This is a genomic window from Sphingomonas silueang (assembly GCF_040049155.1).
Taxonomy (GTDB): Bacteria; Pseudomonadota; Alphaproteobacteria; order Sphingomonadales; family Sphingomonadaceae; genus Sphingomonas; species Sphingomonas silueang.
Genome location: NZ_JBDZDK010000013.1, coordinates 70534 through 93041, shown reverse-complemented (window position 1 = coordinate 93041; position 22508 = coordinate 70534). Strand labels below are relative to the sequence as shown.

The 22508-nt window shown below is 69.6% G+C and carries 24 protein-coding genes; 6 read left to right on the top strand and 18 right to left on the bottom strand.

Annotated features, from left to right (window positions below):
• Positions 1-33: 33 nt before the first annotated feature.
• Genes ABLE43_RS13650 through xseA form a run of 4 tightly spaced genes read right to left on the bottom strand, consistent with a single transcriptional unit; the run spans position 34 to position 3124 of the window.
• Positions 34-555, bottom strand: coding sequence for a superoxide dismutase family protein (locus ABLE43_RS13650; RefSeq protein WP_348978983.1), 522 nt, complete (start codon positions 553-555; stop codon positions 34-36).
• Positions 556-593: 38 nt separating this feature from the next.
• Positions 594-1418, bottom strand: a complete 825-nt coding sequence (locus ABLE43_RS13645; protein ID WP_425475272.1) for a M23 family metallopeptidase — start codon at positions 1416-1418, stop codon at positions 594-596.
• Positions 1415-1612, bottom strand: a complete 198-nt coding sequence (locus ABLE43_RS13640) for a DUF2093 domain-containing protein (RefSeq protein WP_348978982.1) — start codon at positions 1610-1612, stop codon at positions 1415-1417. Before ABLE43_RS13640 ends, ABLE43_RS13645 begins: the two co-directional genes overlap by 4 nt.
• Positions 1613-1627: 15 nt before the next feature.
• Positions 1628-3124 (bottom strand): exodeoxyribonuclease VII large subunit, encoded by a 1497-nt coding sequence (gene xseA, locus ABLE43_RS13635; RefSeq protein ID WP_348978981.1) that lies wholly within the window; start codon positions 3122-3124, stop codon positions 1628-1630.
• Here xseA and purD point away from each other — a divergent pair.
• Both purD and ABLE43_RS13625 read left to right on the top strand, forming a co-directional pair.
• Complete coding sequence (purD, locus tag ABLE43_RS13630; protein WP_348978980.1) at positions 3123-4388, top strand: phosphoribosylamine--glycine ligase; 1266 nt, start codon at positions 3123-3125, stop codon at positions 4386-4388. The two genes, xseA and purD, sit on opposite strands and share 2 nt — an antisense overlap.
• A gap of 10 nt (positions 4389-4398) precedes the next feature.
• Positions 4399-5058: a hypothetical protein gene (locus ABLE43_RS13625; protein ID WP_348978979.1), complete on the top strand. Its 660-nt coding sequence runs from the start codon at positions 4399-4401 to the stop codon at positions 5056-5058.
• Positions 5059-5139: 81 nt separating this feature from the next.
• Here ABLE43_RS13625 and ABLE43_RS13620 read toward each other — a convergent pair whose 3' ends face one another.
• Both ABLE43_RS13620 and ABLE43_RS13615 read right to left on the bottom strand, forming a co-directional pair.
• A complete protein-coding gene (locus ABLE43_RS13620) occupies positions 5140-5529 on the bottom strand; it encodes a DUF1801 domain-containing protein (protein ID WP_348978978.1) in 390 nt (129 codons plus the stop codon).
• A 118-nt stretch (positions 5530-5647) separates the two neighbouring features.
• Positions 5648-6253, bottom strand: a complete 606-nt coding sequence (locus tag ABLE43_RS13615) for an acetyltransferase (protein ID WP_348978977.1) — start codon at positions 6251-6253, stop codon at positions 5648-5650.
• 34 nt (positions 6254-6287) lie between these two features.
• Between ABLE43_RS13615 and ABLE43_RS13610 the strand changes: the two genes are divergently transcribed.
• Positions 6288-7007, top strand: a complete 720-nt coding sequence (locus tag ABLE43_RS13610; RefSeq protein ID WP_348978976.1) for an NADPH-dependent F420 reductase — start codon at positions 6288-6290, stop codon at positions 7005-7007.
• Positions 7008-7179: 172 nt separating this feature from the next.
• Here the strand turns inward: ABLE43_RS13610 and ABLE43_RS13605 are convergent, their stop codons facing one another.
• Complete coding sequence (locus ABLE43_RS13605; RefSeq protein WP_348978975.1) at positions 7180-8484, bottom strand: hemolysin family protein; 1305 nt, start codon at positions 8482-8484, stop codon at positions 7180-7182.
• A 153-nt stretch (positions 8485-8637) separates the two neighbouring features.
• Between ABLE43_RS13605 and ABLE43_RS13600 the strand changes: the two genes are divergently transcribed.
• Positions 8638-9318: a YiaD family glycine zipper/OmpA-like lipoprotein gene (locus tag ABLE43_RS13600; RefSeq protein ID WP_348978974.1), complete on the top strand. Its 681-nt coding sequence runs from the start codon at positions 8638-8640 to the stop codon at positions 9316-9318.
• A 197-nt stretch (positions 9319-9515) separates the two neighbouring features.
• Here ABLE43_RS13600 and ABLE43_RS13595 read toward each other — a convergent pair whose 3' ends face one another.
• Entirely contained in the window at positions 9516-9944 is a 429-nt protein-coding gene (locus ABLE43_RS13595) for a nucleoside deaminase (RefSeq protein ID WP_348978998.1), read from the bottom strand.
• A 58-nt stretch (positions 9945-10002) separates the two neighbouring features.
• The gene (locus ABLE43_RS13590) at positions 10003-10230 is read right to left on the bottom strand and encodes a hypothetical protein (protein ID WP_348978973.1); all 228 of its coding nucleotides are present in this window, start codon (positions 10228-10230) and stop codon (positions 10003-10005) included.
• 159 nt (positions 10231-10389) lie between these two features.
• Between ABLE43_RS13590 and rpmB the strand changes: the two genes are divergently transcribed.
• Positions 10390-10686: a 50S ribosomal protein L28 gene (rpmB, locus tag ABLE43_RS13585; protein ID WP_348978972.1), complete on the top strand. Its 297-nt coding sequence runs from the start codon at positions 10390-10392 to the stop codon at positions 10684-10686.
• A gap of 518 nt (positions 10687-11204) precedes the next feature.
• On the opposite strand, the gene ABLE43_RS13580 is transcribed toward rpmB, so the two are convergent.
• The 4 genes from ABLE43_RS13580 to ABLE43_RS13565 all read right to left on the bottom strand — a co-directional run bounded on the left by ABLE43_RS13580 (position 11205) and on the right by ABLE43_RS13565 (position 17073).
• On the bottom strand, positions 11205-13130 hold the full coding sequence (locus tag ABLE43_RS13580; RefSeq protein ID WP_348978971.1) for a glycoside hydrolase family 84 protein: 1926 nt from the start codon (positions 13128-13130) through the stop codon (positions 11205-11207).
• Positions 13131-13206: 76 nt separating this feature from the next.
• Positions 13207-14103 carry a DMT family transporter gene (locus ABLE43_RS13575; RefSeq protein WP_348978970.1) on the bottom strand — a complete coding sequence of 299 codons (897 nt, stop codon included), beginning with the start codon at positions 14101-14103 and terminating at the stop codon, positions 13207-13209.
• Between the two features lie 139 nt (positions 14104-14242).
• Positions 14243-15799: an alpha,alpha-trehalase TreF gene (gene treF / locus ABLE43_RS13570; protein ID WP_348978969.1), complete on the bottom strand. Its 1557-nt coding sequence runs from the start codon at positions 15797-15799 to the stop codon at positions 14243-14245.
• A gap of 272 nt (positions 15800-16071) precedes the next feature.
• Positions 16072-17073, bottom strand: coding sequence for a fumarylacetoacetate hydrolase family protein (locus tag ABLE43_RS13565; protein WP_348978968.1), 1002 nt, complete (start codon positions 17071-17073; stop codon positions 16072-16074).
• A 193-nt stretch (positions 17074-17266) separates the two neighbouring features.
• Here ABLE43_RS13565 and ABLE43_RS13560 point away from each other — a divergent pair, with 193 nt between their 5' ends.
• Positions 17267-18556: an adenylosuccinate synthase gene (locus ABLE43_RS13560; RefSeq protein WP_348978967.1), complete on the top strand. Its 1290-nt coding sequence runs from the start codon at positions 17267-17269 to the stop codon at positions 18554-18556.
• Between the two features lie 179 nt (positions 18557-18735).
• On the opposite strand, the gene ABLE43_RS13555 is transcribed toward ABLE43_RS13560, so the two are convergent.
• The 5 genes from ABLE43_RS13555 to ABLE43_RS13535 all read right to left on the bottom strand — a co-directional run bounded on the left by ABLE43_RS13555 (position 18736) and on the right by ABLE43_RS13535 (position 22490).
• Positions 18736-19038 carry a hypothetical protein gene (locus ABLE43_RS13555; RefSeq protein ID WP_348978966.1) on the bottom strand — a complete coding sequence of 101 codons (303 nt, stop codon included), beginning with the start codon at positions 19036-19038 and terminating at the stop codon, positions 18736-18738.
• Positions 19039-19166: 128 nt separating this feature from the next.
• The gene (aroC, locus tag ABLE43_RS13550; RefSeq protein WP_348978965.1) at positions 19167-20237 is read right to left on the bottom strand and encodes a chorismate synthase; all 1071 of its coding nucleotides are present in this window, start codon (positions 20235-20237) and stop codon (positions 19167-19169) included.
• Positions 20234-20749, bottom strand: coding sequence for a GNAT family N-acetyltransferase (locus ABLE43_RS13545; RefSeq protein ID WP_348978964.1), 516 nt, complete (start codon positions 20747-20749; stop codon positions 20234-20236). Before ABLE43_RS13545 ends, aroC begins: the two co-directional genes overlap by 4 nt.
• Complete coding sequence (gene fabI / locus ABLE43_RS13540) at positions 20749-21552, bottom strand: enoyl-ACP reductase FabI (protein WP_348978963.1); 804 nt, start codon at positions 21550-21552, stop codon at positions 20749-20751. Before fabI ends, ABLE43_RS13545 begins: the two co-directional genes overlap by 1 nt.
• Positions 21549-22490, bottom strand: a complete 942-nt coding sequence (locus tag ABLE43_RS13535) for a YihY/virulence factor BrkB family protein (RefSeq protein WP_348978962.1) — start codon at positions 22488-22490, stop codon at positions 21549-21551. The genes fabI and ABLE43_RS13535 overlap by 4 nt, the downstream gene beginning before the upstream one ends.
• Positions 22491-22508: the final 18 nt, after the last annotated feature.

The following is a 22508-nucleotide window of genomic DNA, read 5'->3' as shown; positions in this document are numbered from 1 at the left end:
CCCGGCCATGCCGCGCCGGGCGTCGATTGGCAATCAGGCGGCGGCGAATACGCCGCAGGCGATGCGCCCGCCCGAATTGCCCGAGGGGTCGGTGCGGTAATCGTCGGCATTGGCGTGGATCACGAACGCCGCACCGTCCGCATCGAGCAGCCCGTCCATCGTCCCCGAGGGCAGCGTGACGGTGAGCGATCCGGTGCCGTCCGCGCCGATGGTCAGGTTGGGCGCGTCGCCGCCGTGGGGGCCCATGGGGTTGCTGGTGCCGTGCTGCTTCGACGTCGGGTTCCAGTGGCCGCCCGCCGTGGTGAAGTCCGGACCGTCGCAGCGACCGGTGGTGTGGACGTGCGCGCCGTGTGTGCCCGCGGGCATACCGCGCGCGTCGATGGTCACGCGGATGCCCTCCGGCGTCTGCGTCGCGGTGACGGTGCCGACATCCGCCCCGGCGGCGGTGCGCAAGGGGGCGGTGGCGGTGCGGCCACCGGCGGTCGTTCCGGCAGTGGTGGCGCAACCGGCGAGCGCGGTGGCGGCTAGGCTGGTCAGAAGGGCGGCGCGCAGCATGGTTCGGATACTCCCCGTTGGTTGCGAAAAGGAATGTTTCAGGGGCGTTCCGGTTCCGGCATCGGCCCGGCCAGCAGCAGCGGATCGATCCGCGCGTCGTTCCATTTCATGCCCCAGTGAAGATGCGGTCCGGTCGCGCGGCCCGTCGCGCCGATCGCGCCGACCACCTGCCCCTGCCGCACCCGCTCGCCGACCTGCACGTCGATCCGCGACAGGTGGAGGAACGCCGAGTTGAGCCCCATGCCGTGGTCGATCATCAGCAGATTGCCCTCCAGCGTGAAGGGCGTGGCCGCGGCGAGGATCACCACCCCGTCGGCGGGGGCGGCGACAGGCGTGCCGGTGGGACGCGCGACATCGACGCCCGAGTGATAGGCGCCGGGCTCGCCGGCATAGATGCGCTGCGCCCCGAACAGGCCCGACACCCGCCCGCGCACCGGCCAGACGAAGCGCTGCCGCCAGCCCTGCGCATCGCTGGTACGCGCGCGGGCGGCGGCGATCTGCGCCAGTTCGGGGGCGCGGCGGCGCCGGAATTCGGCGGAGGGCTGCGATACGCGCGGCAAGGTGGGCAGCCGCTCGATCCGCCACGCGCGGGGGGCGACGGTAAGGCTGCGGGTGATGCGGCGACCATCGGCCAGCGTGGCGACGAGTTGCGCGGTCGGCGCGGCATCGCGGTCGAACGCGATCAGGAAGGCGCGGTCCGCCGCGAACGCCACCGGCCGGCCGTCGAGCGTCAGCGCCGTGGTGCCTTCCGGCGCACGGCCGGTCAGCACCGCCCCCTGCCCCGGCGTGCCGGTCAGTTCGATCGCGGGCGCGCGCTGGACGATGACAGGAGGCGGGGCGGGGGGCGGGGCGGCGGCGATCACTGCGGGGCCAGCGCCCTGGTCGCGGCGTCGGCATCGGCATAGGCTTCCTGCCGCGCGGCGCTCCAGTATTTCAGCTCGTCGAGCGGGATGCGCGTGCCGCTGACCGCGCAGGTGACGAAATCGCCGTCCACCAGCACGCGGAAATTGTTGGTCAGATACTGGAGCCTTGCGGGGCGGGCGTCGGGGGGCAGCATGGGCGTCTTTCGATATCAGAACAGGTCGGGCTGGGTCGGTTCGACATAGGCGCGGGTGCCGGGGCGCTCAACCTTTGCATCCAGCGTACCGTCGCGGAAATGGAGTTGCAGCGCCCCTGCCGCGCGTGCCTCCGCTGCCGAAGCGACCGTCTTGCCGGTGGTGCGGGCGACGACGCGGACATAGCCCTTTTGCAGCAGATTGTCCGGGTTCACCTGATCGAGCATGCGGGCGGTCCCCTCGAAGCGGGTGCGGGCGCGCGCCGCCGCCTGCGTCAGCATCGCGGGACGCAGCGCCCCGCCGCGCCGGTCGAGATCGCGCCGGGCGGTGGCGAGGCGGCGTTCGAGCGCCAGCGACAGGCGGGCGGCGGCATCGTCCAGCCGCTGGCGCTGCGGCCCCAGCAGCGCGTCGCGCCGCGGCAGGACGCGGACCAGCGCGGCCAGCCGTTCGGCCCCCCGCTCGTGATAGCGCCGCACGCAGCGCTGCGTCCGCAGCGACAGGGTGGCGAGCGTGTGGGTCAGGTCGGCACGCACCGGCACCGCCAGTTCGGCGGCGGCGGTCGGGGTGGGCGCGCGCAGATCGGCGGCGAAGTCGCACAGCGTCGTATCGGTCTCGTGCCCGACCGCCGAGATGACCGGGATCGGCGAGGCGGCGACGGCGCGGACGACGACTTCCTCGTTGAACGACCACAGATCCTCGATCGAGCCGCCGCCGCGCGCGACGATGAGGAGGTCGGGGCGGTAGACGGTGGTGTCTGCGCCGCTTGCCGTACCCCCGCGCAGGCGGGGGTCCAGGGTTTCCTGCGCAGACGCGGGTGCCTCTGGCTCTGCCCCCCCGCCCGCGCGGGGGTACGGGTGGGGTTCCTCGCCGGCAGGCCGCACCGGCAGCGCGCCGAAGCCCCTGACCGCCGCCGCGATCTCCGCCGCCGAGCCTTCGCCCTGCACCTTGACCGGCCAGACGATGACATGGGTCGGGCAGCGATCCGCCAGCCGGTGCAGGATGTCGCGGATCACCGCGCCGGTGGGCGAGGTGACGATGCCGATCGTGCGCGGCAGGAACGGCAGCGGGCGCTTGCGTTCGGGCGCGAACAGCCCCTCGCCCGCCAGCTTCGCCTTCAGCTTTTCGAGCAGCGCCATCAGCGCGCCCTCGCCCGCCAGTTCGAGATGATCGATCACGATCTGGTAGCGCGAGCGGCCCGGATAGGTCGTCAGCTTGCCGGTGGCGATCACCTCGACGCCGTCCTGCGGGGTGAAGGCGAGCCGCCCCGCCGATCCGCGCCACATCACCCCGTCGATCAGCGCGGCATCGTCCTTCAGCGCCAGATAGACATGGCCTGACGACGCGCGCTTGTACCCGGAAATCTCGCCGCGCAGCCGGACGCGGCCGAATTCGCCCTCGACCATGCGCTTGAGGCGACCCGCCAGTTCGGACACGCTTTCCGGCGCGGCGTTGTCGTTCGCGCGCGGCTCGGCTACCAGCCGGCTCGTAGTGAAATCGGGGAAGCGATCGTCCATGAATGTCCTGTTGATCGGATCGGGTGGGCGCGAACATGCGCTGGCATGGAAACTGGCGCAGTCGGACGCCCTCGATACGCTTTATGCCGCGCCCGGCAACCCCGGCATCGGCCGCTGCGCCAAGCTGGTGCCGATCGACGTGACCGATCACGACGCGGTGGTGCGCTTCTGCGGCGAGGCGTCGGTCGGGCTGGTGGTGATCGGGCCGGAAGCGCCGCTGGTGGCGGGGCTGGCGGACGACCTGCGTAGCGCGGCGATTCCGGTGTTCGGCCCGTCGTCGACGGCGGCGCAGCTCGAAGGGTCGAAGGGCTATACCAAGGATCTGTGCCGCGAAGCCGATATTCCGACCGCGGGCTATGTCCGGGTGAGGGCGCTGGACGAGGCGCTGGCGGCGCTCTCCCCCTTCGCGCTGCCGGTGGTCATCAAGGCCGATGGCCTGGCGGCGGGCAAGGGCGTGACGATCGCGATGGACCGTGCCGAGGCGGAAGCCGCGCTCGCCGCGATCTTCGCGCAGCCCGGCGGCGAGGCGGTGATCGAGGAGTTTCTGGCGGGCGAGGAAGCCAGCCTGTTCGTGCTGACCGACGGCGTGTCGCTGATGCCGTTCGGATCGGCGCAGGACCACAAGCGCGTCGGCGAGGGCGATACCGGGCCGAACACCGGGGGCATGGGCGCCTATTCCCCCGCGCCGGTGCTGACGCCTGCGCTCGAGCAACTGGCGATCGACACGATCGTCGCGCCGACGGTCAAGGCGATGGCGGATCGCGGCACGCCCTATTCGGGGGTGCTGTACGCCGGGCTGATGCTGACCGAGCGCGGGCCGAAGCTGATCGAATATAACGCGCGCTTCGGCGATCCGGAGTGCCAGGTACTGATGGCGCGGCTGGAGAGCGACCTGCTGCCGCTGCTGCTGGCGGTCGCCGAGGGGCGGCTGGGCGAGGCGGAACCGCCGCGCTTTTCGGAGGACTATGCGCTAACCGTGGTGATGGCCGCACCCGGCTATCCCGGCACGCCCGAGACGGGCAGGCCGATCGGCGGGATCGCCGCGGCGGAAGGCGCAGGCACGACTGTGTTCCATGCGGGAACCCGCAGCGGCGATACGGGCGTTGTCACCGCCGGTGGCCGGGTGCTGGCGGTGACCGCACGGGCAGCGAGCGTGACCGCGGCGCAGGCGGCGGCGTATCGCGGGGTCGACGCGCTCGACTTCCCCGGTTTCTGCCGCCGCGACATCGGCTGGCGCGAAGTGGCGCGCGAACAGGAAGGATAAGGACGCAACCATGCAGGACAGCGGCACCACCCCTTTGCAGTCGCCGGGATTTCTGGGCGCGCTGACCACCGTGCATTTCGTGCTGATCGCGGTGCTGGCGGTGCTGACCATTATCGGCATCGTCTATGGCGTGCGGCTGTCGCGGCGGCGGCGCGCGGGGCTGCGGGCGCTGGAGGAGAGCGGGCATCTCGAGCGGACGGGCGACGCGCCTGCCAGCGATCCCGATGCGCCGGGCGCGGCGGTAGTGGCGCGCGAGACGCCGGTGGTGCAGACGGACGGGCCGGGACGCGGGACTGCCGAGGTGGTGCAGGTGCCGACGCCTCCTGCCCCTGCCCCTGCCCCTGCCCCTGCCCCTGCCCCTGCCCCTGCCCCTGCCCCTGCTCCGGCTCCGGTCGAGGCGACGGTGCAGGGCGTCGCCAGCCCGGACGTGGGCGCGAGCGACCTGACGCTGCTCAAGGGCCTCGGCCCGAAGGTCGCGGCAATGCTGGTCGAACAGGGCATCCCCGATATCGCCACGCTGGCGAAGCTCGACGATGCGCAGGCCGAAGCGGTCGCGGCCCGGCTCGGCACCTTCGCCCCCCGCATGGCGCGCGACCGCTGGGTCGAACAGGCGCGCTATCTGGCGGCGGGCGACAAGGCCGGGTTCGAGGCGGTGTTCGGGAAGCTGTAAGGGGGCGTTGCCTAACCCGAAGCGCCGTCACGATCCGCTGCCGGTTTTCCCGATCGGGATGGTTGATCGGGAAAGGCGTTGTCAGACCGGCCGGCGCAGAGCTTGCTGTCGTTCCACACGCGCGGCCACCAGCAGTTCCCGCACGGCCGGATCGTTCAGCTGTTCCAGCCTGGTAAGTGGCATGTGCCGCATCGCCTTGCCGGTCCCCCGAAGCTTGGCGGCAGGGTCTGCCAGTTCGGCACCTCGATAGAAGGCGAGGTTCACATGGTCCTTGTAGGGGAGGGCGCAGGCATAAGCCTCGCTCATCTTCCTGGGACCCCACCCCCAACTCACCGCCCGATCGCCTGGCCGTGCCACCTCGACAAGATCGGGATGCAGCTCGAAGGCCAGCGCCCGTAACGCGCGCAGCAGCGTTTCATGCCGGGGTTCCAGCGATACGATCTGTTCGAACGTGCCGATTGCTTCTCCCATGCGGAAGAAATGCCAAGCTCCTGCCGCGCCTGCAATCGGTCTCGTTCATCCTCTCGAAATCGATGGCTATTTGGGCAGCTGTTTGGGCAGCTGTGCCTGTCCGCCCTTTGCTGGTTCCTCAACTCCGGTGCGCGAGGTGTATCAGGGGATATGGCCTGCCTTGCCCATCGAGCGGCGAGCGGCCGGTTCGTACGAATCCCATTCTCTCGTAAAAACCGGCAGCCTGCCTGTTCTGCTCGTTCACGTCTGTCGTCATGCCGGGATATAGCGCCAACCCGTGCCGGACCAGCGCAGCGCCGATCCCATGCCCGGATGCAGCCGGATCGATGAACAATGCTTCCATGTGACCATTATCGATCAGCATGAACCCGAGTGGATGATCGTTTTGATCGACGGCAAGCGTTAGCGGCGCTTGCGGAAGGAAGGCGCAGACCTCCCGACCTATCGCCATGCGATCCTCGACTGAAAGAAAGTGGTGCGTGGCATCAACGGCACCACGCCATATTTCCAAGATGCGCGCGCCGTCTGTCGGGCGAGAGGACCTGATTGTGAACATCGCTGCGCAATAACGCGGAATTTTCACGCCTTTCAACTGCCGCAAGGCCGGCGGTCTGCCTTCCCGATTGGGAACGGCCAGCGAGACGCCGGGGCGTTCCCATTGAGATGGCCAGCGAGACGGTCCGGACGTTCCCATTGGGATCGGGAACAGGGAACGCCGCGACATTCTCGATACCCGTCAGCGACAAGAGGGAGAGAAGGTGGCCCGGCCATTGGGGATCGACTACCTATGGAACGGTATCGCCATTGCACGGAGACAGGGCGTGAGAATTGGGATCATCGGGGCCGGGAACATCGGTCAGGCGCTGGCCAGGCTTGCAGTAGCAAATGGGCATACTGCGACGCTGAGCAATTCACGCGGGCCGGAGACCCTGCGCGATGTAGTTGCCGAAATTGGCTGTCAGGCCAAGGCCGCAGCCGATGTGCCCTCGGTCAGCGATGTCGTTGTTCTTACGGTGCCGCTCACGGCCGCGTTTGAGCTTCCGCCGCATCTCCTTGATGATCGGATCGTCATCGATACGAACAATTACTACCCGGATCGAGACGGCAATATCGCCGCGCTCGATCGGCGCGAAACTACAACGTCGCAAATGATCGCAAACCATTTTACAGGTGCCACGATCGTTAAAGCGTTCAATGCCATTTTAGCGAAAGACTTGCTCGACCCCGTTGCCCTCTCAAACGGGGCCAAGCGCGCCTTGCCGATTGCGGGCGACGACACTGCCGCGAAGGCGATTCTGACCACTCTTCAAGCCGATTTCGGCTACGATACCGTAGATGCCGGCCGCCTTGCAGATAGCTGGCGATTTGAGCGAGCCAAGCCCGCTTACTGCATCCCGCTCGACAAGAACGGCCTGATCTCGGCGCTTGCTGCGGCCGAACGCGACAGGGAACTGCCAGAAGGGTCATGGCGGCGATAGCACCAACCTGTCGGTCAAGCCTTCCCGATTGGGAACATTCAACGGGAATAGCACATATCGGCGCGGCATGCCGGGCGCTGCGGTTTGCGCTTTCTCGAAACCTGTTCCCGAATGGATTTTTCCCGATATGCCGGATACGCACGGCGAAACGGGAAAACTTGCTCTTCGATCCCTACTCGACTTCCGCCACCAGCAGCTTGTCGATCTTGCGGCCGTCCATGTCGACGATCTCGAAGCGCCAGCCCTGTTCGGTGAAATGCTCGCCCTCGGTCGGCAGGTGCTTCAGCACCGCCAGCGCGAGCCCTGCGACGGTCGCATAGTCGCGGTCCTCGTCGAGGTCGATGCCGATCCGTTCGGCCAACTGGTCGGCGGGCATCTGGCCCGAGACGAGCAGCGAGCCGTCGTCGCGCACCACGACCAGCGGGTGATCGACCTCGCCCGCGTCCGACGCGAAGTCGCCCGCGATCGCGCGCAGCAGGTCGGCGGGGGTCACGATCCCCTCGAAATGGCCGTATTCGTCGTGGACGAGGCCCATCGGCACGTCGGCGCGGCGGATCGCCTGCAAGGCGTCCATCGCATCGACCTGATCGGGCAGCACCGGCGCGGCATGGAGCAGCGCGCGCAGGTCGAGCGGCTCGCCCCGCGCCATGGCACCCACGATGTCGCGCGCCTGCACCACGCCGATCACCGCATCGACCGACCCTTCCGCCACCGGCAGGCGGGTGTGCGGCGTCACCGCCATCGCCGCGCGGATGCCCGCCTCGTCCAGCGTCACGTCGAGCCATTGCACGTCGGTGCGCGGCGTCATCACCTCGCGCACCGGCCGGTCCGCGAGGCGGACGACGCCGGAGATGATCGAGCGCTCATGCTCCTCGATCACGCCCGACCGGCTCGCCTCGGCGACCAGCAGGTGGAGTTCCTCCGCCGTGACGCGGTTCTCCGATTCGCGGTTCATCCGCAGCAGCTTGAAGATCAGCCCCGAGGTGGTGTCGAGCAACCACACGAACGGTGCGGTGATCCGCGACAGCCACAGCATCGGCAGCGCGACCAGCACCGCGATCGGTTCGGGTGAGCGCAGCGCGAACTGCTTGGGCACCAGCTCGCCGATCACGAGGCTGGCGAAGGTGGTGACGCCGATCACGACGCCGAAGCCGACGTTGGCGGCCAGCGATTCGGGCAGGCCGAGCAGCACCAGCCGCTCCCCCACCGGCCCGCCGAGGCTGGCGCCGGAATAGGCACCCGACAGGATGCCGATCAGCGTGATGCCGATCTGCACGGTCGAGAGGAACTTGCCGGGATCGTCGGCCAGCCGCATCGCGGTCTGCGCCCCCCTGCCCCCCGCTTTCGCCAGCCCTTCGAGCCGGGCCTTGCGCGCAGAGACGATGGCGAGTTCGGACATGGCGAACACGCCGTTCAACGCCACCAGCGCGAGGATGATGACGACGTCGAACCAGGGGAAGGGAGAGAGCGGTTCCATTGAACTGGCCCACCCATGCCGCAATGCTGACGGGAGTACAACCGTGGCGTCAGCTTTCGTTCAAATCCGCCGCGTCAAAACGCATCCGGAACAACGACGCGCGGGTCGGCGTTGCCCGGCCATCGCTTGAATGTATACGCCATGGAGGAAAATATGGGCGGAAAGACCAAAGTCTGGATCGCAGGTGCGCTGTCGGCGGCGCTGCTGACCGGCGGCTGCGTGACCGATCCCGAGACGGGCGAGCGCACGATCTCGCGCGCCGCGATCGGCGGCATCGGCGGCGCGGTCGGCGGTTATCTGCTGGGCGACCTCGTCGGCGGGCGGCGCGACCGGACCGAGAAGATCCTCGGCGCAGGGATCGGCGGCCTCGCGGGGGCCGGGATCGGCGCATACATGGACAAGCAGGAGCGCGACCTGCGCGCGCGCACCGCGGGCACCGACATCGACGTGACCCGGCGCGGCGACGACCTGTTCCTCAACATGCCCTCCAGCATCACCTTCGCGACCGACAGCGCCGACGTGTCGCCGCAGTTCCGCCCGACGCTGGACCGGGTGGCGGACGTGCTGCGCGATTACGACCAGACCTATATCGACGTGTACGGCCATACCGATTCGACCGGATCGGATGCGTACAACCAGGCGCTGTCGGAACGGCGGGCGTCGGCGGTGGCGGCGGCGCTGGCCAGCCGGGGCGTCCAGTCGGCCCGCATCGGCACGCGCGGCTTCGGCGAGACCCAGCCGATCGCGTCGAACGACACCGAAGCCGGGCGCGCCGAGAACCGCCGCGTCGAGATCAAGATCGTGCCGATCGAGGCCAGCGACCTGCGCCGCTGATCGCGTGCCGCCGCCCCGCCGACGCGCGGGGCGGCGGGCGTCAGCGCCTGTTTGAAAACGTGCCGACGGCACGTTTTGCGGTACCGGCCCGCTCCCCCACCCGGCCACCCACGCCAGTATGTTGATGGGTGGCCGGGCGGGGGAGCGGGCCGGTGCCGCCTCGAAACGCGCACGTCCGCGAGTTTCCGAACAGGCGCTCACCGCTGCGCGGCGAAGAAGGTTCGCAACAGTGCGGCGGAGTCGGCGGCGGCGATCCCGCCATAGGTTTCGGGCCGGTGATGACAGGTCGACTGGGCGAAGAAGCGCGGGCCATGCTCGACCGCACCGCCCTTGGGATCGTCCGCCCCGTAATAGAGCCGGGCGATGCGGGCATGGGCGATCGCGCCTGCGCACATCGCGCACGGCTCCAGCGTCACCCAGAGATCGCAGTCCCCAAGCCGGTCGCGGCCCAGCGCCTGTGCCGCCGCGCGAATCGCCAGTATCTCGGCATGGGCGGTCGGATCGCACCGGCTGCGCGGCGCGTTGGCGGCGACCGCGATCACCTGCCCGTGCCGCACCACCGCCGCGCCGACCGGCACCTCGCCCGCCGCAGCGGCGCGGGCGGCGGCGGCCAGCGCCTGAGCCATGGGGGCGACATCGAACATGCCCGCCCCCTGCCACCGCCGGGCCGGGCGCGCCAGCGGCTTATTGCGCGGGTTTCTCCACGCGGACGGCGGGCACCTCGACGGTGCGGTTGACGGTGCCGACATCGACCTTGCCGACCTCGACGTCGAACTTCGGCGCCTGTCCGCCCTTCACCTCGACGCTGGGCAGCGCGGCGGTGCGCGTCTGATCGATGTTGATGAAGCCCACCGCCATCAGGATCGCCGCGACGACCGCGACAAGACCCAGCAACCCCAATATCGTGCGCATCGTTCCTGCTCCCATCGGCTGATCCGGTTCGTGCGCGTAACAACGCATCGCGCACGGCACGGGTTGCAGCGCGCGGGCGGTTGACGAAAGCACCGCCAATCGCTATCCGCGCCGTCTTTCCGGGGCACATGCTCCGCCCAAGAATCAGGATAGACGATCATGTCGCGCATCTGCGAGCTGACCGGCAAGGGCCGGCAGGTGGGTCACAACGTTTCCCACGCGAACAACAAGACCAAGCGCACGTTCCTGCCGAACCTGCAGAACGTCACGCTGATGTCGGACGCGCTGGCGCGTTCGATCCGCCTGCGCGTGTCGACCCACGGCCTGCGCTCGGTCGAGCATGTCGGCGGCCTCGACAACTGGCTGCTCAAGACCAGCGACGACGACCTGTCGCTGCGCGCGCGTCGCCTGAAGCGCGACGTGAAGAAGGCCTCGGCCGCGGCGACCGCCGCGTAAGGCTTCCTTCGCCGGGTTCGGCGTTGCGGATGTGAAAACCCCCGGATGGCGCAGGTGCCGTCCGGGGTTTTCGTATTGGGGGCGGCGGATCGTTGGTCCGGGCAGGGGAATGTCGCCTTTTCCTCCGCCATTCCCGCGCAGCCGGGAATCCATATGCGCCGACGATCCGCCGGAGTCGCGACAGTTGCGTCTATGGATTCCCGCCTGCGCGGGAAGGACGGTCGTGGCAGGCCTTACGCCCGTCCCGTTCGTGTCGAGCGCAGTCGAGACACGTCGGCGCGGCGCTTGCGGCACGTCCCTCGACTTCGCTCGGGACGAACGGTGCGAGGGCGGCATTGGGGGTTGCCCCCACCGCATCGGTGCCAGCGCGATCAGCCCCGGCACATCGCCGCTCGGGACGAACGGGACGGGGGCGGCGTCCGGGGTTGCCCCCCCCTTACGGCACCGACGTGCTCAGGATCAGCCCCGCGCAAGTTCGCTCGCGACGAACCGTGCGGTGGCGGCGTGGGGATCGCCCCCTACCGCATCGGCGCGGGCGCGATCAGGCCCGGCGCGTCGGCGATGAAGCGGTCGAGCACGCCATCGGCGATCTTGACCGTGCCGTCGAAGCGGGTCGCGCCGGGGATGGTCTTCACCGCCGCCGCCTGTGCCGCCAGCGCCTGCGCCTCGGCGAAATAGCGCCGCGCCGCCGTGCTGCCGCCATTCGCCGCCTCCAGCCCCGCCGCGCTCAGTTGCAGCGCACGGCCCCATAGCGGCAGCGCGTCGAGCCACGGGCGTGCCTGTGCCGCGAAGCCCGGATCGACCGTGCCCGACCGGATGATATCCGCCGCCCCGGCCAGCGCATCGGCCTGCGCGCGCAGATCGGCGATCGCCGCGGCCCGCGCCTCGCCGTCGCCCAGCGCGATCGCGTCGCGCACCCGGTCGAACAGCGCCTTCAGCCGGGGCGCCTGTTCCTGCCACGGCTGGCTGCCGAAGGTCGGCGCGACATGCTGCGTGTCGAAGAACAGCAGCAGCGCCTCCGTCGCCGCCGCATCGCCCCCGGCCAGTTCGCGCGCGGCGGCGTGCCACGTCCGCTGCGCGTCATAGCCGGTGTCGTTCCATGCGAAGGCGGCGACGCCGGTGACGGCGACGCGGCTCGGCGCTTCCTGGTTCATCGGGTTCGACAGGATTCCCGCCAGCTCGCCCGACAGCCCGGCCTCGCGGCGGACATAGGGAGCCATCAGCAGCCGCCCGGTCGTCTGCGCATAGTCGTTGACCGGGTAATTGTCCCACAACAGCGTCTTGCGCCCGAACGCCTTGGTCGCGGCCTTGGCATCGGGGATCGAGATCGCCGGGGGCACCACGTCGGTCCCGGTCCATTGCACGACGATGCGCGGGTTCAGATGCTGGCGCAGCGCCGCCTTGTACGGGCTTTCCTTCGCATCATAATATTCGGTCGGCACCATGATGAGCGGGCGGGTGTTCGCGTCCTTGGCCAGCAGGTCGGCCTGCACCGCGTTCAGCATCTTCGCCTGCGCCACGCCCGCCGCTTCCGCGCCCGACGGGCCGAACGCCGCCTTGTCGGCGTCGCAGTTCCACTTGGTATATTCGATGTCGTCGAGCGCGACGTAGAAGCTGCGCACGCCGATGGCGCGCAGCGCGTCGAACTTGCGCTCCATCGCCTTCAGATCGTTCGCGTCGGAAAAGCAGATGCTGGGACCGGGCGACACCGCATAGACGAAATCGACATGGTTCGCCCGCGCCCGTGCGGCCAGCGTGCCCAGTTCGGCCAACAGCGCCGCCGGATACGCCTCGCGCCAGCGGTCGCGGGCATAGGGGTCGTCCTTCGGGCTGTAGACATAGGTGTTGGCCTTGACGCTCCCCAGGAAATCGAGGTGGCGGGTGCGGTCGGCGGTGGTCCATGGCTTGCCGTAGAAGCCCTCGATCGTGCCGCGGATCGGCATGGCGGGCCAGTCGCGGATCGTGACTTCGGGGATGCGACGCTGGCCGAGCAACTGGCGCAGCGTCTGCGCGGCGTGGAACAAGCCGTCGCCGTCGCGGCCTGCCAGCGTCACCACCCCGCCCCTGCCCGCGCGGCGCGAGACGAGGGCATAGCCCTCCGCCTGTTCGGGCACCGACACGTCGGTCCGGGCGAGCGCGTCGCGCACCGCCGGGGCGGTGGCAAGCCCGAGCACGATCGTCAGCGTATCGGGCGCATCGGTCCCGCGCGGGACGACGGCGATCCCGGCGGCGGCGAGGCTGCGGCGGACCAGCGCCACGCTCTCCGCATCGCTGCCCGGCGCGATCACCAGCACCGCGCGGTCGGCCTGCGGCAAGGCCGCCTCGCCCAGCGTCAGCGCGGCGGGCGCGGGGAAGATTGCGGGGGCGACGACCGGTTCGGCCCATGCGGCACCGGCCCAGAGGGTGACGGCAAGGCCGCCGAACGTGCTCCAGTGTCGCGCCATGCGCCGCCCTCTTCGGTATCAGATTGGTATTAGAGCGGTATTGATAAGGCACTGTCCGGGAAATGGCAACAGCCGCTCAATCCTCCTCGACCACCGAACGCACCTTCTGCCGCCCGAGCCGGTGTTCGCGCCAGACGATGAACAGGCCGCTGGCGATGATGACCGGCGCGCCGACCCAGGTCATGGCGCTGGGCAGCACGCCGAACAGCAGCCAGCCGTACAGCGTCGCCCACACCAGCCCCGAATAGTCCATCGGCACCACCGCCGCGACCGGCGCGGCGCGCGACGCGGCGGTCAGCGCGATCTGCCCCATGCCGCCGACCAGCCCGATCGCGACGAGATTGACCCACGTCAGCCAGTCGTGCTCGCGCAGGTTCAGCGCATAGGCGATGCTCAGGAACGGCAGGGTCAGCATGGTGAAGTAGAAGACGGTCGTGCCTGCGGGTTCCTCGCGCAACTGGCGCAGCAGGATCGCGACGATCGCGACGAACAGCGCGGCGAGCAGCCCGACCATCGCCCCGAACAGCGAGACATGCGAACTGCCCGGCTGCATCACGATCAGCACCCCGGCAAAGCCGACCAGCACCGCGCTCCATCGCTGCCACCCTGTCGCCTCGCGCAGCACCAGCGCGCCGAGCAGCGTGGCGAAGATCGGCACGGTGAACTGGAAGGTCGTCGCCTCCGCCAGCGGCAGCAGCAGCACCGCGCCGAAGGTGAAGACCATCCCCACCAGCCCGACCATCGACCGCGCGAGATGCCCCCGGAACCGCGTGGTCCGGAGCGATCCCAGCCCCGGCCCCGCCGCGACGAACGCGAGCACGACGGGCAGCGCGCAGAACTGTCGCCAGAACATGGTTTCGGGCAGCGACGCGCCGCGCGATTCCGCCAGCTTCACCAGCGCCGACATGGTGGAGAGAAAGAAGATTGCGAGCAGGCGCAGCGCCAGCCCTTTGAGAACACGGTCACCGGGCATGCCCGCGTGTAGGCCCGCATGTTGCGGCGCACAAGGGCGCGGCGAGCGCTGATCTCCCCTCCCTGGAGGGGAGGGGAGCATGTTCGCACACGCCTTTATTGCAGGTCGATCGGCCCCACGCGGATGCAAGGAGCAGCGGTTATTCCCGCCCGGCACGCGCCAGCAGCGCGCGGGTGACGCCGTTGGTCCAGCCGAAGCCGTCCTGCAACGGATATTCGCCGCCGCCGCCGGGGCGGACCTCCTCGACGTCATATTTCTCGACCAGCTTGCCCGAGGCGGCATATTCGCGCTCGACGGTGGTCAGGAAGCGGGTGGCGATGCTGTCGGCCAGCGCGCGGTGGCCGGTGCGGTCGAGGCCGTCGACCGCGATCCATTGCAGCGGGGCCCAGCCGTTGGGCCGGTCCCATTGCTGCCCGGTTTCGCGGGTGGTGGAGCGCAGCCCGCCGGGGGCGAGCAGGTATCGTTCGATCGTCGCGGCGACGCGGGCGGCGCGCGGGCCGGTGGTCATGCCGACGAACAGCGGATAGGCGGTGGCGGCACTCGCCCCGGCGCGGATGGTGCGGCGAGTGAGGTCGTAATCGCCGTAGCGCCCTCCGCCCTCGCTCCACAGCCAGCGATCGATCGCCGCCTTGCGCGCGTCCGCCTTGGCCGTGAAGTCGCGTGCGGCGGCGGTGTCACCGAAGGCTGCCGCGCGGCTGGCGATGGCGCGCTCCAGACCCCAGAGCAGGCTGTTGAGATCGGCGGGGAGCAGGCGGGTAGTGTCGATCGTCGCCAGCGTGGCGCCGTCGGCCAGCCAGCGCGAGGAATAGTCCCAGCCGCTTTCCGCCCCGGCGCGCAGGTCGCGGTAGACCTGCCCCGCGGGGCGACCGCTGGCGCGTGCGGTCTCGACATCCTCGCGCCATGATTCGTCGCGGGGCGTCGCGCGTGCGTCCCAGTAATGCTGGAGCACCGCGCCGTCGGGCAGCGTCGCCGAACGTTCGGGCGCGGTGAAGTACGCATGTTCGCGCTTCAGCGCCGCCAGCCGCCGCGCCAGCGTCGCACGGTCGGTCGTGCGCGACAGGTCCATCATCCGATACAGGAACGGCGGCTGCGAGCGGCTGAGATAATAGCTGCGGGTGCCGTTGGGGACATGGCCGTAGCGCTCGACCAGATCGGTGAAGGCGGCGACCATCGATTCGACCAGATCCTGCCGGGCGTCCGCCTGCAACCCGAGCATCGTGAAATAGCTGTCCCAATAATATAGCTCGCGGAACCGCCCGCCGGGCACCACGAAGCGGTCGGCGACCGCCAGCGCGGTGGAACCCAGCGGCGGCGCGACCGGATCGCGGGTCAGGTGCGGCCACAGTCCGGCGATGTGCCGCGCGATCGGCAGGCGCGGGCCGGTGGCGGAGGCGGGCGGCGTCTCGAGGCCCGGCACATCGAAATTGGCGAGGACGAAGGCGCGCAGTGCGCGGTCGTCGGGGAACTGCCCCTTGGCGTAGTCGGCGAGGATCGCGGCGTCGGGCCGTTTGGGCACCGCATCGACGAAGGTCTTGCCGTCCTGAAAGATGCGGCGCATCTGCACCGCCTCGAACAGCGGCCCGAAGCGGTCGGCAGGGGTCGCGACGGCGGAGGCGCTGCGCGGCGACGGGGCGGTGGTGGCACAGCCCGCCAGCAGCAGCGGCATCATCCAGCGCAGCGGTGTCGCGAAGGCCATCGGCATCCCCCCCTTGTGATGATCTGCACGGATCAATTCGCAAGCGTTGCGGCGCGTTCCGTCGCGATGGCTGTCGCGTGCTCATCTCCCTTTTCGCGATACCCCGGCGAACGCCCCCTCCCCGTACCCCCGCGCAGGCGGGGGGCCAGGGCCAGAAGCGCAAACGGCGGTCTTGCTTGGCTCTGGCCCCCCGCCTGCGCGGGGGTACGGCAGGATAGCGGCTGACTTCGGGCTTTCGCCGGGAAACACCGATCCAGCCGGAAAAACGCCGCCTACCCCACCGTCTGTTCGATCACGCCGAAGATCGGGTGATGCCGGTCGTCTTCCGCCCAGATGCGCACGGTGTCGCCCGATTTCAGGAACGGCGTGACCGGCGCGCCGCCGCGGATCGTCTCGATCGTGCGCAACTCGGCGAGGCAACTGTAGCCGACGCCGCCCTCCGCCACCGGCTTGCCCGGCCCGCCGTCGGCATCGCGGTTCGAGACGGTGCCGGAGCCGATGATCGTCCCCGCCCCCAGCGCGCGGCTGCGCGCGGCATGCGCGACGAGGGTGCCGAAGTCGAAGGTCATGTCCTCCCCCGCCTCTGCCCGGCCGAAGGGCTTGCCGTTCAGGTCGACGCACAGCCGCCGGTGGAGCTTGCCGTCCCGCCACCAGTCGCCCAGCGAATCGGGGGTCGCGAACACCGGCGAGAAGGCCGACGCGGGCTTGGACTGGAAGAAGCCGAACCCCTTGGCCAGTTCCTGCGGGATCAGGCCGCGCAGCGACACGTCGTTGGTGAGGCCGACCAGCCGGATCGCCGCCAGCGCCTCCTCGCGCGAGGCTCCCGCCGCGACATCTCCGGTGACGACGACCACCTCGCCCTCGAAGTCGCAACCCCAGCCGTCGTCGGCGAGCGGGATCGGATCGCGGGGAGCAAGGAACCCGTCCGAGCCGCCCTGGTACATCAGCGGATCGTGCCAGAAGCTGTCGGGCATCTCCGCGCCGCGCGCCTGCCGCACCAGCGCGACATGGTTCACATAGGCCGATCCGTCCGCCCATTGATACGCCCGCGGCAGCGGCGAGGCGGCGTCGCGTTCGTGGAAGCGGTGCTTGGGGATCACGTCATGGTCGAGATCGGTCGCGAGATTGGCGAGATCGAGCGACACCCGGTCCCAATCGTCCAGCGCCGCCTGCAACGTCGGCACGATCGCGCTCGCATCGGCATACCAGGCGAGATCGGTCGAGACGACGACCAGCCGACCGTCGCGGCCGTGCTTCAGACTGGCGAGTTTCATGGGGGCGCTCTCCTTCGGATTTTATCGTTGTTCCCCCGTTCTGCGCGGGGGACGGCGCAAAGTCGAGGCTGTCCGGGCGGATCGGCGGCGGGGAATCGCAACTCGATCGTCATATTCCCCCGGCTTTAGTGGACGCGCGCGCCCGACACGCCTAGGGCAGCCGCGATACGGACAGCATCGGGAAAGTACGGACGTGGCGAACGTGGCGGTGATCGGCGCCCAATGGGGCGACGAGGGCAAGGGCAAGATCGTCGACTGGCTGGCGGAGCGCGCCGACATGGTCGTGCGGTTCCAGGGCGGGCACAATGCGGGCCATACGCTGGTCGTGGGCGGCACCACCTACAAGCTGTCGCTGCTCCCCTCGGGCATCGTGCGCGGCACGCCCTCGATCGTCGGCAACGGCGTGGTACTCGATCCCTGGGCGCTGAAGGCCGAGGTCGAGCGGCTGCGCGACCAGGGCGTGTCGGTGACGCCCGACACGCTGATGATCGCCGAGACGTGCACGCTGATCCTGCCGTTCCACCGCGATCTGGACGGGTTGCGCGAGGATGCGAGCGGCGCGGGCAAGATCGGCACCACCCGGCGCGGCATCGGCCCGGCGTACGAGGACAAGGTCGGTCGCCGCGCGATCCGGGTGTGCGACCTCGCCCACCTCGACGCGCTGGAGCCCCAGCTCGACCGGCTGACCGCGCATCACGACGCGCTGCGCGCCGGGTTCGGCGAGCCGATGATCGATCGCGCCGCGCTGCTGGCCGAACTGCGCGAGATCGCCGATTTCGTGCTGCCCTATGCCCAGCCGGTGTGGCGGGTGCTGGCCGACGCGCGCAAGCAGGGCAAGCGCATCCTGTTCGAGGGCGCGCAGGGCGTGCTGCTCGACATCGATCACGGCACCTATCCCTTCGTCACCTCGTCCAACACCATCGCGGGAACGGCGGCGGGCGGTTCGGGCATGGGGCCGGGCGCGGTCGGCTTCGTGCTGGGCATCGCCAAGGCCTATACGACCCGCGTCGGTTCGGGGCCGTTCCCGACCGAGCTGGAGGATGCGACCGGCCAGCGGCTGGGCGAGCGGGGCCATGAGTTCGGCACGGTCACGGGCCGCAAGCGCCGCTGCGGCTGGTTCGACAGCGTGCTGGTGCGACAGGCGGCGGCGGTGTCCGGCGTGACCGGCATCGCGCTCACCAAGCTCGACGTGCTCGACGGGTTCGAGGAGATCCGCATCTGCACCGGCTATCGGCTGGGGGATCGCACGCTCGACTATTTCCCGGCGCATGCCGCCGATCAGCAGGCGGTCGAGCCGGTCTATGAGACGATGCCGGGCTGGTCCGAATCGACCGCAGGGGCGCGCAGCTGGGCCGAGCTTCCGGCACAGGCGATCAAGTACATCCGCCGCATCGAGGAACTGATCCAGTGCCCGGTGACGCTGGTATCGACCAGCCCCGAGCGCGACGACACGATCCTGGTGCGCGATCCGTTCGCGGATTGAGGGCGGCGGCGGCGGCCAGGCTGCCGTCCGATCGATCCGCACCCGTTCGTCCCGAGCGAAGTCGAGGGACGTGCCGGTAGCTCAACGCACGGTGTCTCGACTGCGCTCGACACGAACGGTTCAGCGGCGCGTCCACGAAAAAAGGCCCGCCCGGCATGTCCCGGGCGGGCCTTTCTGCGTCACCGCGGCGTGGTGCCCGGCGGGGTCGTGCCGCCCGGCGTGCCGGGGGTCGTGCCGGTCGTGTCCGGCGGCGTCGTGTCGTCGGTGGTCGGCGCCTGCGAATCGGTCGGGCGAGTCGGATCTGTCGGCGTCGTCGGCACCGGGTTGGTCGGCCCGGTGGTCTGCGGCACCGGCGAGCCGAGCGTGGTGTTGTCGATGGTGTTGCTCTGCATCGTCGGGTCGGTCTGCGGCGTCGTGACCTGCGCGATGGCGGCGGTCGATCCGCACAGGATCAGCAGGCTTGCGAAAGTGCTCTTGCGCATCGGAACTCTCCTTTGCCTTTGGGGCGGATAGGGAAAGTCCTGAAAATACAAAATGATCCGAAGCGACCGTTCGACTGGTCGCGCCCAGGCCACGGCGGCGGGGCGAGCCGTGGCCGCTCCGGGACGAGCTACCGCCCCGTCTGGCCGCGATGGCGCAGCTTCTGGTCGGCCAGCACCAGCGCGACCATCGCCTCGACCACCGGCACGCCGCGGATGCCGACGCAAGGGTCGTGCCGCCCCCTGGTGGCGATCGTCGTCGCCTCGCCGGTGGGGGAAATCGTCGCTACGGGCGTCAGGATCGAGCTGGTCGGCTTGAACGCGACGCGCAGCCGCACCGGCTGCCCGGTGGAGATGCCGCCCGCGATCCCGCCCGCATGGTTGGCGAGGAATTCGGGGCCGTCCGCGCCGGGGCGCATCGGATCGGCGTTCGCCTCGCCCGACAGTGCGGCGGCGGCGAACCCGTCGCCGATCTCGACGCCCTTGACCGCGTTGATCGACATGGCGGCGCTCGCCAGTTCGGCGTCGAGCTTGGCATAGAGCGGCGCGCCCCAGCCCGCGGGCACCCCGCGCGCCTCGCACGCGACCACCGCGCCGAGCGACGATCCGGCCTTGCGCGCGCCGTCGACCAGCGCTTCCCAGCGCTGTGCCGCGACGGGATCGGGGCAGAAGAACGGGTTGCGGGCGATTTCCTCCACATCGAAGTTCGCCGGGTCGATCGCATCGCCGCCGATCGATTCGACCCATGCGGTGATCGTCACTTCGGGGATCACCAGCCGCGCGACCGCGCCCGCCGCGACCCGTGCCGCCGTCTCCCGCGCCGACGACCGCCCGCCGCCGCGATAGTCGCGAAAGCCGTATTTGGCATCATAGGCGTAATCGGCATGGCCGGGGCGATAGGCCTTGGCGACCTCCGAATAATCCTTCGAGCGCTGGTCGACATTCTCGATCATCAGGCTGATCGGGGTGCCGGTGGTGCGCCCGTCGAACACGCCGGAGAGGATGCGGACCGCGTCCGGCTCGCGCCGCTGGGTGGTGAAGCGGCTGGTGCCGGGACGGCGCGCGTCGAGATACGGCTGGATATCGCCTTCGCTCAAGCGCAGCCCCGGCGGGCAGCCGTCGACGACGGCGCCCAGCGCCGGTCCGTGGCTCTCGCCCCAGGTGGTGAAGCGGAACAGATGCCCGAAACTGTTGTGGCTCACGCCGTTTCCCCCAGGGCCGCAAAGGCCGCCGCATGCGCCGCCGTGCCGGGCGCGCGGATGCACGGCCCCTCGTTCAGCCGCAGCGCCATCAGATAGTCGCCCGCATAGGGGCTGTCGAAGCCGCGCGCGACATCGGCGGAAAAGCCGAAGCGGTCGTAGAAGGCCGGGTCGCCGAGCACGAACGCCAGTTCCGCGCCACCCTCACGCAGATGCGCGATCGCCACCGCCATCAGCGCCTCGCCCACGCCCTGCCCGCGCGCCTCACGCGCGACGGCGAGCGGGGCGACGGCGACCGCCGCCACCTCGCGCGTGTCGGCGGTGACGTGCATCCGGCTGGCGGCGACCATGCCGGTGATCGCGCCCGCATCCTCGGCGACGAGGACCAGCACGAGATCGCCGTCGATCGCGAGCCGCTGCACCAGCCGCGCCTCCTCATCGCGCGGGAAGCAGGCGCGCAGCAGCGCGTCGACCGCCGGGGCGTCGGCGGCGGTGGCGGCGCGGATGACCGCCATCAGCTGAGCGCGATGTCGGGGGCGTCTTCGGCCTTCATGCCGATGACGTTGTACCCGGCGTCGACATGGTGGATCTCGCCGGTGACGCCGCTCGACAGGTCGCTCAGCAGATACAGCCCGGCCCCGCCGACATCGTCGATCGTGACGTTGCGCCGGAGCGGCGAGTTCAGTTCGTTCCACTTGAGGATATAGCGGAAATCGCCGATGCCGCTGGCCGCCAGCGTCTTGATCGGGCCTGCGGAGATGGCGTTCACCCGGATATTCTCCGGCCCCATGTCCATCGCCAGATATTTGACCGACATGTCGAGCGCCGCCTTGGCCACGCCCATCACGTTGTAGTGCGGCACGACCTTTTCCGAACCGTAATAGGTCAGCGTCAGCAGCGTGCCCCCGTTCGGCATCAGCGCGCGGGCGCGCCTGGCGACCGCGGTGAAGGAATAGACGCTGATGTTCATCGTCATCAGGAAATTGTCGAGGCTGGTATCGTAATACCGCCCGCGCAGCTCGTTCTTGTCGGAAAAGCCGATGGCGTGGACCACGAAGTCGATCGTCGGCCAGCGCGCGGCGATGGTGTCGAACGCGGTGTCGAGCGCGGCCATGTCGCTGACGTCACATTCGATCAGGAAGTCCGACCCCAGTTCGGTCGCCAGCGGGCGGACGCGGCGCTCCAGCGCCTCGCCCTGATAGGTGAAGGCCAGTTCGGCCCCCTGCGCGGCAAGCTGCTTGGCGATGCCCCAGGCGAGCGACCGATCATTGGCGAGTCCCATGATGACCCCGCGCTTGCCCTGCATCAAACCGTTCACGCGACTTTCCCTCTTTCGTCTTCTGCCGCCCCCTCTAGCGCAGGGTCCGGCGTTTCCGCCAGTGCCGCGTTCAACTCGCCGCCGATCACGACGCCCAGCCCGACGATGTAGAAGAAGAACAGCGCGATCATCACCCCCGCAAGGCTGCCGTAGGTACGGTCGTAGCCGCCCAGCGCATCGATCGCGAGCGGCATCAGCTGGGTCGTGCCGATCCAGACGACCGAGGTCGCCAGCGCGCCGGGCCATTTCGGGCATTTCGACTGGCGGTATTTCTTGGGGGCAAGCGAATAGAACAGCGTGTAGAGCGCGACGAACAGCGCGACGGCAGGCAACAGCTTCGCGATCGAGAGATAGGCGGCATAGGATTCGAGGAACGGCAGCACGCGGTAGATGAACTGCTCCACGCCGACCAGTACGACCTGAAGGCTGAACGCGATCATCAGCATCACCACCGACCCGACGATCAGCCCGATCGACCCCAGCCGATATTCCCAGAAGGGCCGCGAAAAGGGGATGCCATAGGCCTGGCGGAGGATCGAGCGGACCGTTTCGATGAAGCCGGTGGTGGTCCACAAGCCCACCAGCGCGCCGAGCCACAGCAGCGAGCCCGAGCGGGCCTGCAACACGTCGAGGATCGGTTGCTGGAGGACGGTCGCGACTTCCTTCGGCACGGTGTCGAGGAAGGCCATCACCGCATGGATGCTGTCGCCGCTGCGCCCGAACGCCCGGGCGATCGCGGCGGCGACGATGAAGAAGGGGAACAGCGTCAGCAGCGAGAGATAGGCGAGGTTGCCCGCATGGGTGAAGCCGTCGTTGAACGTGCCGATCGCGACGCGCTTCACCACCTCGATCGCGCGGGCCGAGGGGCGCAGGCGGGACAGCGCGGGACGGCCGCGCACATGGCGCGCCTCGGGGCTTTCGGGGGAAGGCTGGTTCATGGCTGCTCCAGCCGGGGG